This is a genomic window from Rhizobium sp. Root274 (assembly GCF_001429245.1).
Lineage (GTDB): Bacteria > Pseudomonadota > Alphaproteobacteria > Rhizobiales > Rhizobiaceae > Allorhizobium.
On sequence record NZ_LMJE01000001.1, the window covers coordinates 935312 to 950294 of the forward strand.

Annotated in this window: 15 protein-coding genes; 7 read left to right on the forward strand and 8 right to left on the reverse strand. The window is 62.4% G+C overall.

Annotated features, from left to right (window positions below; genetic code table 11):
• The first annotated feature begins 247 nt into the window (after positions 1 to 247).
• The gene (locus ASE36_RS04820; protein ID WP_062276066.1) at positions 248 to 955 is read left to right on the forward strand and encodes an HAD family hydrolase; all 708 of its coding nucleotides are present in this window, start codon (positions 248 to 250) and stop codon (positions 953 to 955) included.
• A gap of 7 nt (positions 956 to 962) precedes the next feature.
• The gene (locus ASE36_RS04825; RefSeq protein ID WP_062276069.1) at positions 963 to 1628 is read left to right on the forward strand and encodes a DNA-3-methyladenine glycosylase I; all 666 of its coding nucleotides are present in this window, start codon (positions 963 to 965) and stop codon (positions 1626 to 1628) included.
• Positions 1629 to 1634: 6 nt separating this feature from the next.
• Here the strand turns inward: ASE36_RS04825 and ASE36_RS04830 are convergent, their stop codons facing one another.
• Positions 1635 to 2270, reverse strand: a complete 636-nt coding sequence (locus tag ASE36_RS04830) for a DNA-3-methyladenine glycosylase I (protein ID WP_156378563.1) — start codon at positions 2268 to 2270, stop codon at positions 1635 to 1637.
• A 208-nt stretch (positions 2271 to 2478) separates the two neighbouring features.
• On the opposite strand from ASE36_RS04830, the gene ASE36_RS04835 reads away from it, so the two are divergent.
• The 3 genes from ASE36_RS04835 to ASE36_RS04845 all read left to right on the forward strand — a co-directional run bounded on the left by ASE36_RS04835 (position 2479) and on the right by ASE36_RS04845 (position 4855).
• Positions 2479 to 3273, forward strand: a complete 795-nt coding sequence (locus ASE36_RS04835; protein ID WP_062276071.1) for a L,D-transpeptidase — start codon at positions 2479 to 2481, stop codon at positions 3271 to 3273.
• A 91-nt stretch (positions 3274 to 3364) separates the two neighbouring features.
• On the forward strand, positions 3365 to 4048 hold the full coding sequence (locus ASE36_RS04840; RefSeq protein WP_062276073.1) for a L,D-transpeptidase: 684 nt from the start codon (positions 3365 to 3367) through the stop codon (positions 4046 to 4048).
• A gap of 147 nt (positions 4049 to 4195) precedes the next feature.
• A complete protein-coding gene (locus ASE36_RS04845; protein WP_062276075.1) occupies positions 4196 to 4855 on the forward strand; it encodes an outer membrane protein in 660 nt (219 codons plus the stop codon).
• On the opposite strand, the gene ASE36_RS04850 is transcribed toward ASE36_RS04845, so the two are convergent.
• From ASE36_RS04850 to ASE36_RS04870, 5 genes are all read right to left on the reverse strand, one after another.
• Complete coding sequence (locus ASE36_RS04850) at positions 4843 to 5292, reverse strand: hypothetical protein (RefSeq protein WP_156378564.1); 450 nt, start codon at positions 5290 to 5292, stop codon at positions 4843 to 4845. The genes ASE36_RS04845 and ASE36_RS04850 overlap by 13 nt on opposite strands.
• A gap of 111 nt (positions 5293 to 5403) precedes the next feature.
• On the reverse strand, positions 5404 to 6720 hold the full coding sequence (gene glcF, locus ASE36_RS04855) for a glycolate oxidase subunit GlcF (RefSeq protein WP_062276078.1): 1317 nt from the start codon (positions 6718 to 6720) through the stop codon (positions 5404 to 5406).
• 59 nt (positions 6721 to 6779) lie between these two features.
• Complete coding sequence (locus ASE36_RS04860) at positions 6780 to 7160, reverse strand: DUF4870 family protein (protein ID WP_062276080.1); 381 nt, start codon at positions 7158 to 7160, stop codon at positions 6780 to 6782.
• The gene (locus ASE36_RS04865; RefSeq protein ID WP_062276082.1) at positions 7157 to 8365 is read right to left on the reverse strand and encodes an FAD-binding protein; all 1209 of its coding nucleotides are present in this window, start codon (positions 8363 to 8365) and stop codon (positions 7157 to 7159) included. The genes ASE36_RS04860 and ASE36_RS04865 overlap by 4 nt, the downstream gene beginning before the upstream one ends.
• Before the next feature lie 265 nt (positions 8366 to 8630).
• The gene (locus tag ASE36_RS04870; RefSeq protein WP_062276085.1) at positions 8631 to 10064 is read right to left on the reverse strand and encodes an FAD-linked oxidase C-terminal domain-containing protein; all 1434 of its coding nucleotides are present in this window, start codon (positions 10062 to 10064) and stop codon (positions 8631 to 8633) included.
• Between the two features lie 137 nt (positions 10065 to 10201).
• Between ASE36_RS04870 and ASE36_RS04875 the strand changes: the two genes are divergently transcribed.
• A complete protein-coding gene (locus tag ASE36_RS04875; protein WP_062276087.1) occupies positions 10202 to 11098 on the forward strand; it encodes a LysR family transcriptional regulator in 897 nt (298 codons plus the stop codon).
• A gap of 3 nt (positions 11099 to 11101) precedes the next feature.
• On the opposite strand, the gene ASE36_RS04880 is transcribed toward ASE36_RS04875, so the two are convergent.
• Complete coding sequence (locus ASE36_RS04880; RefSeq protein ID WP_062276090.1) at positions 11102 to 12514, reverse strand: DUF6880 family protein; 1413 nt, start codon at positions 12512 to 12514, stop codon at positions 11102 to 11104.
• Positions 12515 to 12661: 147 nt separating this feature from the next.
• Between ASE36_RS04880 and ASE36_RS04885 the strand changes: the two genes are divergently transcribed.
• A complete protein-coding gene (locus ASE36_RS04885; RefSeq protein WP_062276092.1) occupies positions 12662 to 13555 on the forward strand; it encodes a DMT family transporter in 894 nt (297 codons plus the stop codon).
• An 11-nt stretch (positions 13556 to 13566) separates the two neighbouring features.
• Here ASE36_RS04885 and ASE36_RS04890 read toward each other — a convergent pair whose 3' ends face one another.
• Positions 13567 to 14838: a DUF3422 family protein gene (locus ASE36_RS04890; RefSeq protein ID WP_062276093.1), complete on the reverse strand. Its 1272-nt coding sequence runs from the start codon at positions 14836 to 14838 to the stop codon at positions 13567 to 13569.
• Positions 14839 to 14983: the final 145 nt, after the last annotated feature.

Here is a 14983-nt window from a genome sequence, read left to right on the forward strand (position 1 = left end):
TGCTTGGCGCCATTGCTTTGTCCGATGAGGACGCTAGAGCCGTTCATTTTTAAATGGAATTAGTTCTGTTGGCTCAAACGGAGTAGGATGGTCGACCGGGCGGCGCGTGTCGTAGCCACAGCCTACGGCCAAGCCGGCCGGTCGATCAGGCGGCCCGTTTCAGCCAACCCGAAGGGCCGGGCATCTTTCCGCCGGGATAAATGAACGGCTCTAGTCTTGCGTCCTCTGAGTTCGGAAAGGAGGCGGCATTTCGATGAGACCCGTCACCGTCATCGGCTTCGATGCCGACGACACGCTTTGGCAGAACGAGCAGTATTACAAGCTGACGGAGGCGCATTTCCGCGGCCTGCTCAAGGACTTTGCCGAGGGAGATCATATTTCCGAGCGGCTGCTCGATGCCGAGAAGCGCAATCTGGCGCATTACGGCTTCGGCATCAAAGGCTTCACACTGTCGATGATCGAGACGGCGCTTGAGATCACCGAGGGGCGCGTGCCGACCAGTGTGATCTCCGAGATCCTGTCGATCGGGCGCAATCTGCTCGGCCATCCCGTCGAATGCCTGCCGCATGCGCGTGAGACGCTGGAGGCGCTGACCGGGCAGTATTTCCTGGTGCTGATTACCAAGGGGGATCTGTTCGATCAGGAGCGCAAGCTGGCCCAATCGGGGCTGGGTGATTTCTTCGATGCGGTCGAGATTGTCTCCGACAAGACCGCCACCACCTATCGGCGGATTTTCGGCAAACATGGCAATGGGCCAGAGCGGGCGATGATGATCGGCAATTCTCTGAAATCGGACGTCGTGCCGGCGATTGCGGCCGGCGCCTGGGGCGTGTTCGTGCCGCATGAACTGACCTGGGTGCTGGAGCATGTGGAAAAACCGGTGGAGGCCCCCCGGTTCCGCGAGGTTTCGGACCTCGGTCATGTTCCGGATCTCGTCGCCCGCCTGCAGGATTGAACGCCGCATGCTCCACTTCGACGACATTTACGAACTGGCGATCTCCCGAAAGGGGGAGCCGGCAGTGCTCGAAAACCTTCAATATCCGAAGCCGTCCGACACCATCCGGACAACACCTGATGATCGCTTCCTGGCCCTGATGACGAGATGCATTTTCCAGTCCGGCTTCAATTGGAAGGTCGTGGAGGCGATGTGGCCGGGTTTCGAAGCGGCTTTCGACGGCTTCGACATTGGCCGATGTGCCATGCTGCATGACGAGGATTTCGGGCGACTGGTGTCGGATGTCAGGATCGTGCGCCATGGGCCGAAGATCCGGGCCGTGCAGGAAAATGCTGTCTTCCTGTCGGACATCGCGCGCGCGCATGGGTCGGCTGGTGCCTTTTTTGCTGGTTGGCCGACCGAGGATTATGTAGGCCTGCTCGATCTGTTGCAGAAGAAGGGGTCGCGGCTCGGCGGCAATACGGGACAGTATTTCCTGCGCTTTGCCGGGATCGACAGCTTCATCCTGTCGAGAAGTGTGGTCAATCGGCTCATCGCAGAGGGTATCGTGACGAAGGCGCCCAGCTCGGCGCGCGACAAGGCCGCGGTTCAGGCTGCCTTCAACACCTGGCGGGATCAGTCCGGACGGTCTCTGACCGAGATCAGCCGGGTGCTGGCGCTCAGCATCGACTGAAAAGGGCTAGGGCCTGACGAACCTCGCCCTCAAGTCCTCGATGCGCGCGCGGCAGCAGCATCCCTCGATGTGGTCGTTGACCAGGCCCATGGCCTGCATGAAGGCATAGACGGTGGTCGGGCCGACAAAGGTCCAGCCGCGCTTCTTCAGGTCCTTGGAAAGCCGGATTGATGTGGGCGAGGTCGGATTGGCCCTGAGCGTCGCATAGTCCATGCGGGCGGGGCGTTCTGCCGCGTCAGGCTCGAAGCTCCAGAAATAGCGAGCGAGCGAGCCGAATTCGGTTTTCAGGTCCACGGCGCGGCGGGCATTGTTGATCGTCGAAACGATCTTGCCGCGATGGCGGATGATGCCGGCATCGGCCAGGCAACGGGCGATGTCATCATCGCCGAAGCGGGCGACCTGATGGAAGTCGAAGCCGGCAAAGGCGGCGCGGAAGTTCTCGCGCTTTCTCAGGATGGTCAACCAGGAGAGGCCGGACTGAAAACCTTCGAGGCAGATCTTTTCGAAGAGCCTCACATCATCGGTAACGGGCGTGCCCCATTCCGCGTCGTGATAGCGGCGATAGTCTTCCAGACCGCCGTGCCAGAAACAGCGGTCGAGGCCGTCCTCTCCCCCAATCAAACCTTCGGCCACGCCGTCCATGCGATTCTCCCAGTCGTTTTCCGGCGTTTACCATTTGTTCACGAGTTTTCCAAACCGACTGCTAACCCTTCTGAAAGGTTTACGGCATCGATCGCATTTTTATGAATGGCTCTTTACCAAATGGCGGCCCTCGCTCTGGCACGATCACCGTGAACCCGGTCGGCTTTTTGCCTGCCGCCGCCTTCGGTCCCATGTTGCGAGTTGTCCGATGTTGAAGAAATCAATCCTGCTGGCCCTCATTGCCAGCCTGCCATTTGCCTTTTCCGCCACTGCAAACGACCGTTACCAGAGCCGCCCCCCTGTCATGGTGAGCCCGGACCTGCAGGCGGCCTGGCTGCTGCAACTCGGCGGTCTGCCGCCGCAGAGACCGGGTTACGCGACGCGGCCGGTCGCCAATGCCGGTCGCCAGATGGTGCCCGTCTATCGCCAGCAGATCGTTCGCCAGCCGCAGCCGCAAGTCGTGCAGCAGCGCCGCGTTCTGTTTGGACAGCAGCCTGCCGTGCAGCAGGTCGCCATGCGCCCGAACAAGCCGGTGCGCACGCAGATCGAGCCGCAATTCCTGCCGCAGATGGTGGAATACCAAACGACGGAGAAGCCGGGCACGATCGTCATCGATACGCGCGAACGTTTCCTCTATCTCGTGATGGAGAACGGCATGGCCAAGCGCTATGGCGTCGGGGTCGGCAAGCCTGGCTTCGAATGGGCCGGAACGCATAAGGTGACAGCCAAGCGCGAATGGCCGTCGTGGAACCCGCCGCAGGAAATGATCGCCCGGGAAGCGGCCAAGGGTCACTATCTGCCGGCCAGCATGGAAGGCGGACCGGAAAATCCGCTCGGGGCGCGCGCCATGTATCTTGGCTCCACCCTCTACCGCATCCACGGCACCAACGCGCCCTGGTCGATCGGCAGCGGCGTCTCCTCCGGTTGCATTCGCATGCGCAACGAGGACGTGACCGATCTTTATGATCGGGTGAAGGTCGGGACCAAGGTAATTGTGATCTGAAGCACTCTCCATGTCACAATCGCCGGCTCGGCTCTTGCATTAGCAAAGGAAGCGGCTAGGCTCTCACCCCAGTAAATTCAGGGGACCAACCATGCTCGATTCCATCACGACCCGGGTTGCCGCGACCATGATCGCGGCGACTTTCCTGCTTCCCATGCCGGCAAGCGCCCTCACCCTCAACCGCGTCCAGACGTCGAGCGATGTCACGCTTGTCGTGCAGCAGAAGCAGGTTGCCGAGAAGTTCAAGCGCAAGGTCGTCCGTCTGACTACCGACGAGAAGCCCGGCACGATCATCATCGATACCAACAACAAGTTCCTCTACTTCGTCGAAGGCAACAACCGCGCGACCCGTTACGGCGTCGGCGTCGGTCGTGACGGCTTCGGCTGGTCGGGCGTGGTGAAAATCGGTCGCAAGTCGGAATGGCCGGAATGGCGCCCGCCGGAAGAAATGCGCCGGCGCGAAGCCGCCAAAGGCCATATGCTGCCGGTCGTGCAGGAAGGCGGCCCGGACAATCCGCTCGGCGCGCGCGCCATGTATCTCTACAAGGGTGGCCGCGACACGATTTTCCGCATTCACGGCACCAACCAGCCCTGGACGATCGGCCTCAACATGTCGTCCGGCTGCATCCGCATGATGAACAAGGATGTCGAGCATCTCTATGATCGCGCCGAGGTCGGCGCCAAGGTCATCGTCGTGGGCCCCGGCAACAAGCAGGGTGACGTTTCCTTCGACGACAAGGGCATCGACATCCTGCGCACGATCTTCGGCGGCTGAACCAAGAGCCATTTGCCGAGACCACATTCGCGGCCGCGCCACCCAGCGCGGCCGTTTTGCTGTCATCTTCCTGTTGCCTCGCCGGGGCAGTCTTCAGTAAACGGCAGGCGGATCAGCCCGTCTGCCAGACTGTCCGGGGGCTTCTTGATGACATCACGCGCATTTCCGCTGGCTCTGGCCGGCGTCCTGATCTCTGCCTTGACTTCCCCTGCCCATGCGGAGATGGCGATCTCCGTCTATAGCGGCTTTCAGACGGCGCCGCACAGTGACATCGACCTTTCCGACGGAACGGATTTTCGAGCCGGCTGGGAAGGAAAATCCTTCGAGAGCCCACCCTATTACGGCCTGCGTGGCACCTGGTGGATGGACGATCTGGGCAGGCCGAACCTCGGCCTCTCCGTGGATTTCAGCCATTCCAAGGTCTATGCCGATGATGAGACACTGGCGTCATCCGGCTGGTCGCATTTCGAGTTTTCGGATGGGCTCAACCTTTTGACGCTCAATGCGCTCTATCGCATGCCGATCGCGGGGACAAAATTCGTGCCTTATGTCGGCGCTGGCGCCGGCGTGAATGTTCCGCATGTCGAAGTGACGCGCGGGTCGGGCAAGACCTTCGAGTATCAGTTCGGGGGCGCGACCCTGCAGGCGCAAGCGGGCGTGGCCTATAAGTTCACAAAGAACTGGGCCGCCTTTCTCGAATACAAGGGCAACTATTCCTGGGTCGATGTCGACATCGATTCCGGCACGACGCTGAAGACGCAGATCCTCACCAATGCGGTGAATGTGGGGGTCAGCTACAAGTTCTGAGACGGCCAGACCGACCGCTTGATTGCGCAGAATATCGGTACTTCGTGTTCAAACAGGGTTTCGCCATCGACGCGGCTGCCTGCCGTCAGTCTCTGGACCGCCAAGCGAAAGCTTCCGTCATAGCGCTCATCGCTGTCCGCCTTGCGGTTCGTCACGAGCGATATGGTGACACGATAGACCGGGGATTTGCTCGGCGAAAAGGCGTGCAGGCTGAAACGAAGGTCTCGTCCGTCCGTCCAGTATTGGCGCAGCATGTCTGAATCAAGCTCGATCCGCCGGAACTCCGGGGGAACGGCTTTATCCAACACTGCGACCATACCGCGGAAATGTATGAGCCTTTGCTCGTCCTTGTTGCTGAAGCCGGTTTCTAGCGTCACATTTACGACCGCGTCGGACGCGGCGCAATAGATGCGATCGGCGGCGGCGAATGCGGGCATTGTCCAGGAACAGAGTGCGAGCATCGCGATTGTCAGATGCCTGTTACCCATAACAGCCTCCAGGATGTTTCATCCTGGGATCGTTATAACAGCAATCGCTTAATAATTCCCTCAGTTGATCCGGTGGATGCTGCGCAACGCCCTCGGCCTCTTGCCGCCATAGGCCCAGTCCAGCAATTCCACCGTATGGACCACGGGAATGCCGGTAGCCGAACCGATCTGGGTCATGCAGCCGATATTGCCTGCGGCAATGACATCCGGCTTCGTCGACTCGATATTCTTGACCTTGCGGGCTTTGAGCCGCGCCGAGATCTCGGGCTGCATGATGTTGTAGGTGCCTGCCGAGCCGCAGCAGAGATGACCCTCCGGCGGATCCTTGACGGTAAAGCCTGCCGCCTTCAGCAGCAGTTTCGGCGCCATCGTCACCTTCTGCCCGTGCTGCAGGGAGCAGGCGGAATGATAGGCGACCGTCATGCCCCTGGTTTCGCCTGCGGGGAGGTCGAGGGTGGAGAGATATTCGGTGATGTCCTTCGCAAGCGCCGAGACCCGGGCTGCCTTTTCGGCATAGGCGGGATCGAGGCGCAGCATGTGGCCATAGTCCTTGATTTTCGTGCCACAGCCTGATGTCGTGACGATGATCGCATCAAGGCCGCCCTCGTCCACGGCGCGTGTCCAGACATCGACATTGCGACGGGCGCTGTCGAGCGCCTGCGCCTCGCGGCCCATATGATGGACCAGCGCGCCACAGCAGCCCTCGCCCGGCGGAACAATAACCTCGACACCGAGACGGGTGAGCAGCGAAATGGCGGCTTCGTTGATACCCGGATCAAGCACGGGCTGTGCGCAGCCGGTGAGGATGGCGACCCGGCCGCGGCGCGGCACAACTGCCATATGGGTGGCGGGTTTAGCAAAATCCGAGGGTAGAGGGACATTTGCCGGCGCAAGGCGCAGCATGGCGGCCACAGGCTTCAAGGCCTTCACCTGATCGAAGAGGCCGGCGAAGGGGCGACCGAGGGCGGCCAGCTTCAAGGCAAGACGGAACCGGCCCGGATAAGGCAGGACCATGGCCAGCACGTTACGCGTCAGCCGGTTCATCAACGGGCGGCGATAAGTCTTTTCAATATGGACGCGGGCATGGTCGACCAGATGCATGTAGTCGACACCGGAGGGACAGGTCGTCGTGCAGGCGAGGCAGGAGAGGCAACGGTCGATATGGGTGACGATCTGGTTATCGGCTGGTCGTCCGTTTTCCAGCATGTCCTTGATCAGGTAGATCCGGCCGCGCGGGCTGTCGAGCTCGTTGCCGAGGGTAACATAGGTCGGACAGGTGGCCGTGCAGAAACCGCAATGCACACATTTGCGCAGGATCGATTCCGCTTCCGCAACATGGGGATCGGCGAGCTGTTCGGCGGTAAAATTGGTCTGCACGCAGATTCTCCTCAGGCGAACTCAGGCGCGGCTTGCGGCCGGCAATGTGGCCGTGGCGTTCAGATCCACCAGCTTTCGGGGCGGGCGATTGGTTCTCCGGCAGAGGCCTTCTGCAGGCCGATGACGCAGCGCACGACGATCCAGATGGCGACGGCAAAGATCAGGATGAAGCCGATCGCCAGCAGCATCAGGATCGAGGCGATCAGTGCGTAGAGAAGTCCGATCCAGAAGGTACGGATGGCATAGGTGTAGTGTGTGTCGACCCAAGGCTCGCCCTTGCCTCGGTTTACATAGGCCATGATCAGACCGATGATGCCGGTGATGCCGACGACGAAGCTCACGAGATAGAGGGCGTAGACCATCTGTGCATTGAGACGACCCGGCGAAAACCAGGTGTCTCCGGCGGGACCGGCAGGTGGGCGGAAGTTTGGGTCGGTCATTGAGACACTCCTGATGTCATCAGTCCGGGGTTGAAGATGCCGTGCGGATCGAGCTTTCCCCGGATGCGCTCGGACAGAAGGGCGACCGGGCGTGACTGGGGTTCGAAAGCCGGAGTCGCTGCCCGAATAGCTGGATTTGCCCGGAGCAAGGTCGCATGACCACCGCCCAGGGTGCGAATACCATGGCGCAGAATATCGGCTTCCGGATCGGCTTCCATGCGCATCCAGATCAGTCCGCCCTGCCAGTCATAGAAGGCGTCGACGCCCGCGCGCAGACGCAGGCCCGCCACGAGTTCGTGACCGCGCGAAGGGGCCATGGACACGCGCCAGAGGGGGCGTTCCGTGCCATCGGCATAAGGCGCAACGTCGCGGATTTCGCGCCAGAGGACAGTTGAGGCCTCGCTGTCGAGGCGCGCTACCGGGCCGAAGCCTGTCATGGCGACCTCAAGCTTGTCGGCCCGGACGGCAACGGATGCGGCAAGACCCTCGAGCCGCAGCACGGTTGCCGGCCCCTCGGGCAGGGTGCCGCCGAGCAATCGCCCGCGCACGCTTTCCGGCAGATGGGCTGCCCCTGAGACTTCGACCGACAGCGACATGGCAGCCGCCATGGCCCGCACGGCCTCGTCGTCTTCCAGGCCGGAGATGACGATCGTGACTGATGTCTTCGGCGTCGGCAGGACCTTGAACGTGACATCGGTGAGGAAGCCGAGCGTGCCATGGGAGCCGGCGAGCAACTTCACCAGATCAAGACCGGTCACATTCTTCATCACCCGGCCGCCGGCCTTCACCAGTTCACCCGCGCCGTTGACGAAGCGGATACCCAGTAGATGGTCGCGGGCAGCCCCCGCCGTGAACCGGCGCGGACCGGAACTGTTGACGGCAAAGAGACCGCCGATGGTCGGTGTACCCGTGGTGCCCATCAGGGGGTGATGGTCCATGGGTTCGAAGGCCATGCCCTGGCCGTTCGCGGTCAATGCGGCCTCGATCTCGGCCACCGGCGTTCCTGCGCGGGCGGTCATGACCATCTCGGCGGGGTTATAGACGGTGATGCCAGTGAGCGCCGTGGAGCACAAAGTTTCGGCGGCATTCACGGCATTGCCGAAGCCGGCGCGGGTGCCGCCTCCCCGAAGGGCAAGCGGTGTACGGCTTTCGACATGGGCTCGGATGATGTCGGCGGCTTCGGTTTCGGTCGATGGGGTCAGCATGGGGTGGCCCCTTCAAGTCTCAGCGCAAGGACGCCTCCCTCTGCCCTGCCGGGCATCTCCCCCACATGGGAGGAGAGTGGATGGGGTCGCTCGGCGGTACGAATTTGAACGAAGATCAACGAGCCAGATGACGCGCTATTGCGCGACGTCTGACCGTCGGAAGTTCGGTAAGGTGCAGGGCGTTGGCGGGTTCCCGCTCTCCCCCCTTGTGGGGGAGATGTCCGGCAGGACAGAGGGGGGTATGCGGCGGGGAGAAACGACATCATCACGCCCTCCCCTCCAGCGGAAAGACCTTGGAGGGGTTCAATATCCAATCCGCATCAAAAGCCGAACGCACGGCCATCTGCTGATCGAGGTCGACCTTCGTGAACTGATGCAACATCAGGTCGCGCTTTTCGATGCCGACGCCGTGTTCGCCGGTCAGGCAACCGCCGGCATCAACGCAGAGTTTCAGGATTTCCATGCCGGCGGCTTCGGCCTTGGCGGCGTCTTCCGGATCGTTGATGTTGTAGAGGATCAAGGGGTGCATGTTGCCGTCGCCGGCGTGGAAGACATTGGCGACACGCAGGCCGTAGCGATCGACAATCTCGGCAGTTTTTCTCAGCACGTAAGCGAGCTGGCTCAAGGGAACGGTGCCGTCCATGCAGATGTAGTCGGCGATGCGGCCGGTGGCACCGAAGGCGGATTTTCGGCCTTTCCAGATGAGCGCTGCTTCGGTGGCCGACTGGCATTCGCGCACCGTCTTCACCCCATGCGTCTTGGCAATCTCGACGATCGAAGCGAGCATGGCGTCCATTTCGGCTTCGGAGCCCTCGACCTCGACGATCAGAAGGGCCTCGACATCAAGCGGATAACCCGCCTTGGCAAAGGCCTCGCAGATCTGGATCGCTGGCTTGTCCATGAATTCGATTGCGACCGGAATGATGCCGGCGCCGATGACATCGGCGACGCAGGAGCCGGCTTCCTCCGCACTGTCGAAGCCGAAGAGCACGGGACGCGCACCTTCCGGCTTTGCAAGCAGGCGCACCGTTGCCTCAGTCACGATACCGAGCTGGCCTTCGGAGCCGCAGACGAGGCCGAGCAGGTCATAACCTTCGGCATCGAGATGCTGGCCACCCAGATCTATCACTGTGCCATCAACCAGGACCAGCTTGACGCCGAGCAGGTTATTGGTGGTGACACCGTATTTCAGACAGTGTGCGCCGCCGGAATTCATACCGATATTGCCGCCGATGGTGCAGGCGAGCTGCGAGCTTGGATCGGGCGCGTAGAAGAAACCGTCCGCGCCGACGGCATCGGAGATGGCAAGATTGGTGACGCCGGCCTGAACGGTTGCGGTGCGGTTGGCATAGTCCACGTCGAGGATGCGGGTCATGGCGGAAAGGCCGAGGACAACGGCGTCTTCCTGCGGGATGGCGCCCCCCGACAGCGAGGTGCCGGCCCCGCGCGGGACGACGGGAATGCCGTAGCGATGGCAGTATTTCATCACGGCTGCCACCTGTGCCGTGGTTTCAGGCAGGACGACGGCCAGCGGACGGCGGCGATAGGCGATGAAGCCATCGGTCTCGAAGGGCACCAGCGCGTTGTTTTCCTCGACGAGGCGCCCCGGGGGAACGAGTTCGCGGAGATCTGCCAGGATTTCGGCGCGGCGTGCCAGAACATCAGCGCGCGGCGGCAGGAAGGCTATGGCCTCGGTCATGATAACATCCCCTCGTCGCCCGCCATGCTAACGATACACGGCGCCAATCTCAACTGGTTCAATTTTCTTACCACTATGAGTTTGGCAGCGCAAATGCTATGGACTTATGACAAAATGAGAAAGAGTGATCCGCATTCATGACGAATCTCGGCGACCTGGAAGTTTTCGTCCGCGTGATCGCGGCGGGCAGCATGTCGACTGCGGCGCGCGATCTCGGCCTTTCGCCGGCTGTCGTCTCCAAACGCATCAAGCGGCTGGAAGACAAGCTCGGCACCCGGCTCCTGCAGCGGACGACGCGGCAGATTTCGCTGACGGAAGCGGGTCAGGGTTTTCATGAGCGGGTGCTGACCGTGCTTGCCGGACTGGAGGAGGCCGAAGCCTTCGCCTCCGGTCGGTCGTCGGAGGTCAATGGTGTCCTGAAGATTTCGGCGCCGACCTCATTCGGACGCATGCATATCGCGCCAAACCTGAAACCCTTCATGGACCGGCATCCCGACCTCACGCTGAACCTCATTCTTTCCGACGAATTCACCGACATCGTTGGCGGCGGCTTCGACCTGGCGATCCGCATCGCAGAACTGAACGATTCGTCACTGGTCGCCCGCAGGCTCGCGCCGGTGCGCCGGGTTCTGTGCGCTTCGCCCGAATATCTGGCCCAGCACGGCACCCCTGAGACGCTGGAGGACCTGAAACGCCATCGCTGTCTGCCGGCGCACAATATGGATTCGTGGCGTTTGGAAGGGCCGAACGGACCCGTGGTGCTGCGCCCAGAAGGCATGCTGATCACCAATTCCAGTGATGTGATCCGGGAGGCAGTCATCGCTGGCCTCGGTATCGCGCTCCGCTCGACCTGGGATATCGGCACGGAGCTGAAGAGCGGCCGTCTGGTGCAGGTGCTGCCGCAGTATGAGAGTTCGCGCAATGTGGCGCTGTCGGCGGTCTATCCGAGCCGTCAGTTCCTGCCCGCGAAGGTGCGGCTGTTCATTGACTATCTGGCCGAGCTTTACGGGCCGGTGCCCTATTGGGAACGATAGGACTTAGCCCGATAGCCCGCCCGGCACCGAGCTCCAGAAGCCGTATTTTTTGGAATGATTGCGCCGAAGCTCTGCCAGAAAGGCGGCATGGGTCGAGAGGCCGTGGCCTTCGCGCAGGTTGGGCATGAGGCGGGCAAGTTCGCCGACATAGCGGCCGGCATGGGGATAGGCCATACCGATGCCGCGCCTGAGGATGTCCTCGACCAGAACACGGTAGAGCACGACCGCAGCGAGCGGCTCCTTAGCGGTGAGCGCTTCGGCCGCGGGAGCCAGATCGTCGTAGTGGCGGCCTTCCCAGTCGTGCTGATGCTCCAGGACGTGGGCTGCGGCGAGATCGAGGCGGGGCCAGGCGAGGAAGAAGTCGAGCGCCAGATAGATGTCGTCATGCGCCTTGGCGACAGCGAAGGCACGGTCCATCTCGTCGAATTCGGCGAAATCGTCGAGCTTGGAGAGATACAGCCGAAGGACGGATGGGCCGAGGGTTTCGCAGAATTCCCGCCAGCGCAGCTCCTGCGCATCCTCGCGGCGCTTGAGCTTTTCCAGGATTTCCGCCTCCAGCAGGCGTCGCTCATGGGCGCCGTATTCGGGGCCGACGGAGGCAAGCACGCCGTTGACCGGGATCAGGCGCACGCCGCGTGGTCTCTCGCGTACCCATTCGAGGGCACCCTCGAAACGTCCCGCCTCATGGAGCAGGGCTGCCACGGCGAGCGTATCGCGGCGGTTGTCGGGCTTCTGCCGCTCAAGTGTGAGGAAGTCGTCGATTTCTCCCTGGTGCAGGGCGAGAGATTGCAAGAGATCGAGCGCGCCGAGCTTCAGGGGTTCGCTCGGCAGCACCGCCGCCAGCATCTGTTTCCAGGCCGCGGCGGCCCGCTTGCCAAGGACGGATGTGAGGGCGCGCAGGAAGCCGGTGTGTTCGCCGTAGCGGTCGCGAAGCCGCAGCTTTTCAATCTGCGGCACGAGCAGTGCCTGTGCGCCTTCGTCCAGCCCCTTGATCATGTCGAGCGCCGAAAGTTCGGCGTCGTCGAAGACCTTCCACAGGCGGGCATTGTCCATGGTAAGACGTGCGGACACCGGAAAGCGGAGGGCGAGAAAACGCAGGATGCGTTCAGCGGCTGCTTGAGGATCGGCGCTGCCGAGTTCCGACAGGATGTTGCGGGCAAGCGCTGCGAACTCGACCGACATATCCTTGGCGCGGGCGCGGTTGATGCGCGTGGTGGCCTGATCGATGGCGTCGATCCGCTTGTCGATCAGCCGAGCCATTTCGTCTGGCCCGGATTCACCTGCCAATGCCGTCTGAAGCCTTGCCTTCAGGGCCTTATTGGCGGCGGATTCCTCCAGAAGGATTTCGACCAGCTTGTCGATCCCGAGCCCCGTCAGGCCCTTCTTGTCGAGCTTGGCCTTTGCCTGCTTTGCCATCTAAACGCGTGTCTCATTCCATTTCGAACCTCCCCTTCTTGGGCCGGATGCCTTTTTCTGGCAAGGGGCGATCAGCATCCGGCGCGGCAGTGGCCAAGTCGCCACCCCAATGCTACTAGGCTGCAACTCTGTCTCCCCCGGTGGCTCATGCTGATTTCGGAACTCTTTGCCCTCGGCGCTGCCACCTGCATCGCCATGTGCGGCATGCTGATCAACGAACTCAACGGACGCGTCGGGCTCTTTCGGCTCGCCCGCTGGCAGATGACGGCCGCCGTCGTAATGACCGGCAGCGTGTCGCTTGCCATCGGCGGCTGGCGCAGTCTGGAGGCCTGGCACCTCGGCTATCTCGCCGCCTCGAGCCTCTTCGGCATCATGATCGCCAGCACCACCTATTTCGCCGCCATCTACAGCGCCGGCGCGCGCGTAACGGCGCTGTTGTTTTCGCTGACTTCGCCTTTCGCGCTCCTGCTCGGCTATCTCGTGCTGGGGGAAACGATCAGCCTGCAACAGGCGGCGGGCGTGGCGCTGGTCCTGACCGGGATCGCGCTTGCGATCGGCCTGCCCGGCACCGACCGGTCTACCCGGGGCACATCCTCCCTTGGGCGCGGCGTACCGCTATCGGGGATCGTGCTCGGCATCGTCACCGCATTCGGGCAGGCGCTCGGCAATCTGAGCGCCCGTCCCGCCATGGCCGATGGTGTGGAGCCCTTCACGGCAATGGCCGTGCGCTCGGGCCTTGCCGCTCTCTTCTTCCTCGCCTTGACGCTATTGCCGATCCGCAGGCTGAAGAGCAGCGAACCCTTCGAATGGCGCGCGCTACGGCTCGCGATTGCCGCCTCCTTCTTCGGAACCGGCCTCGGCATGTCGCTTCTGATGGCGGCGCTCGAAGGCGGCAATGTCGGGATCGTCTCCACCCTGTCTTCGATGACACCGGTCGTCATCCTGCCGATGCTCTGGCTGCGCACGGGGATAGCGCCGCGCCCGACCGCCTGGCTCGGGGCTGTGCTGGCCGTGGTCGGAACGGCGCTCATCAGCCTTTAGGCAAGAAGAGGTTACGCCTCGTTCTCGTGGCTTCGGCGAATGCGGCGCACCACCCACCAGACGGCAAGGACAGCAAGCGGCACCGATATCCCGGTGATGATGGCGGGATCGACGGGCAGGACATCGTGCGGAATGGCTTTGGCGGCGTAGCTGACAAGGCCGACGATGTAATAGGAGATGGCAGCCACCGAGAGGCCTTCGACCGTCTGTTGCAGGCGCAACTGCATTTCGGCGCGGCTGTTCATGGCCGCGAGCAGGTCGGAATTCTGGCGCTCCATCTCGACGTCTATCCAGGAGCGGACGAGGCCGGTGGCCCGTGACAGCTTGCGCGACAGGTTGGCCTGGCGCTCCTCGATCGACTGGCAGGTGCGCATGGCCGGCGCCAGGCGGCGCTCCAGGAAGGATCCCAGCGTTTCATGGCCGGGCACCGGCGTCTCGTCGAGCGTCTTGACGCGTTCGCGCACGATCCCGTCATACGCGCGGCTCGCGCCAAACCGATAGAGGCTGAGGGCTGCATTGGCTTCGAGCTCGGCGGCAAGCCGGGTGATCTCGGCCAGCATCTCGTCGGCTTCCTCCCGGGCATGGGCCTTCATGCGCTGGGTGACGGCGGTCAGCCCATCCTCGATCCGGCGGATTTCCGGGGACAAGGTCTGGGCGAGCGGCAGGCCGAGCATGGCCATGGTGCGATAGGTCTCGATATCGAGCAGACGCTGGACGACAGCACCTCGTCCGGCCTCGGTCATGCCGCGATCGATGACGAGGATCTGTGTCAGGCCGTTTCCATCCTGGCGGAAGTCGGTGAGGACGGCCGCCTGGCCGTTCTTCAATTCGCTGTAGCAGAGGCTTGCCGGATCGAAGGCATTGCGCGCTTCGGTGCTCTCCGGCCCCTCGGGCCGCAGTTCAAGCCTGATACCCGAGATCAGCGGACCGGGTGCGATAAAGCCATCACCAAAGGGATGGATCGGCACCTCGCCGCCGAACGTGTCCGGCAGGGGGCCATCCCAGAACCAGGTCGAGAATTCCGTGTGCCGCTCCCAACGCAGCGTGCCCTGCCCCCAGGGCAATGCCTGATAGCGCGCCTGCTTGTCTGGCAGCGGCACGCCACGGGCGCGGGACATTTCGGCAATCGCGGCGTGGTGTACCGCTGAGCCGCCATCCATCATGAAGGCGAGCTGAAAGATGACGCGGCTCGATTTTACCAGCGCATAAGGTCGCGCGTGGATTTCGCCGAGCGCGAGTGTGCGCTCCGGCGCCATCGGAAATGCGAAATCACCCTTTGCCACGTCACTCGTCTCCCTTGCCCATCGTCAAGCTAGCAGTGCTGCCGCCTGGGAGCAAAGGCGCAATTGTCACAGGATGTGATCGATCCGCAGTTTTTGTACGCCCGGGTGTGACGGCAGAAGTGGCCAAATTATTTGACCAATCTGC

Bases quoted from the DNA above. Each gene is read 5' to 3' on its own strand.
- ASE36_RS04845 (WP_062276075.1), top strand. From the start codon at position 4,196: ATGACATCACGCGCATTTCCGCTGGCTCTGGCCGGCGTCCTGATCTCT.
- ASE36_RS04875 (WP_062276087.1), top strand. From the start codon at position 10,202: ATGACGAATCTCGGCGACCTGGAAGTTTTCGTCCGCGTGATCGCGGCG.
- ASE36_RS04835 (WP_062276071.1), top strand. From the start codon at position 2,479: ATGTTGAAGAAATCAATCCTGCTGGCCCTCATTGCCAGCCTGCCATTT.
- ASE36_RS04885 (WP_062276092.1), top strand. From the start codon at position 12,662: ATGCTGATTTCGGAACTCTTTGCCCTCGGCGCTGCCACCTGCATCGCC.
- ASE36_RS04865 (WP_062276082.1), bottom strand. From the start codon at position 8,365: ATGCTGACCCCATCGACCGAAACCGAAGCCGCCGACATCATCCGAGCC.
- ASE36_RS04880 (WP_062276090.1), bottom strand. From the start codon at position 12,514: ATGGCAAAGCAGGCAAAGGCCAAGCTCGACAAGAAGGGCCTGACGGGG.
- ASE36_RS04825 (WP_062276069.1), top strand. From the start codon at position 963: ATGCTCCACTTCGACGACATTTACGAACTGGCGATCTCCCGAAAGGGG.
- ASE36_RS04850 (WP_156378564.1), bottom strand. From the start codon at position 5,292: ATGCCCGCATTCGCCGCCGCCGATCGCATCTATTGCGCCGCGTCCGAC.
- ASE36_RS04870 (WP_062276085.1), bottom strand. From the start codon at position 10,064: ATGACCGAGGCCATAGCCTTCCTGCCGCCGCGCGCTGATGTTCTGGCA.
- ASE36_RS04840 (WP_062276073.1), top strand. From the start codon at position 3,365: ATGCTCGATTCCATCACGACCCGGGTTGCCGCGACCATGATCGCGGCG.
- ASE36_RS04830 (WP_156378563.1), bottom strand. From the start codon at position 2,270: ATGGACGGCGTGGCCGAAGGTTTGATTGGGGGAGAGGACGGCCTCGAC.
- ASE36_RS04860 (WP_062276080.1), bottom strand. From the start codon at position 7,160: ATGACCGACCCAAACTTCCGCCCACCTGCCGGTCCCGCCGGAGACACC.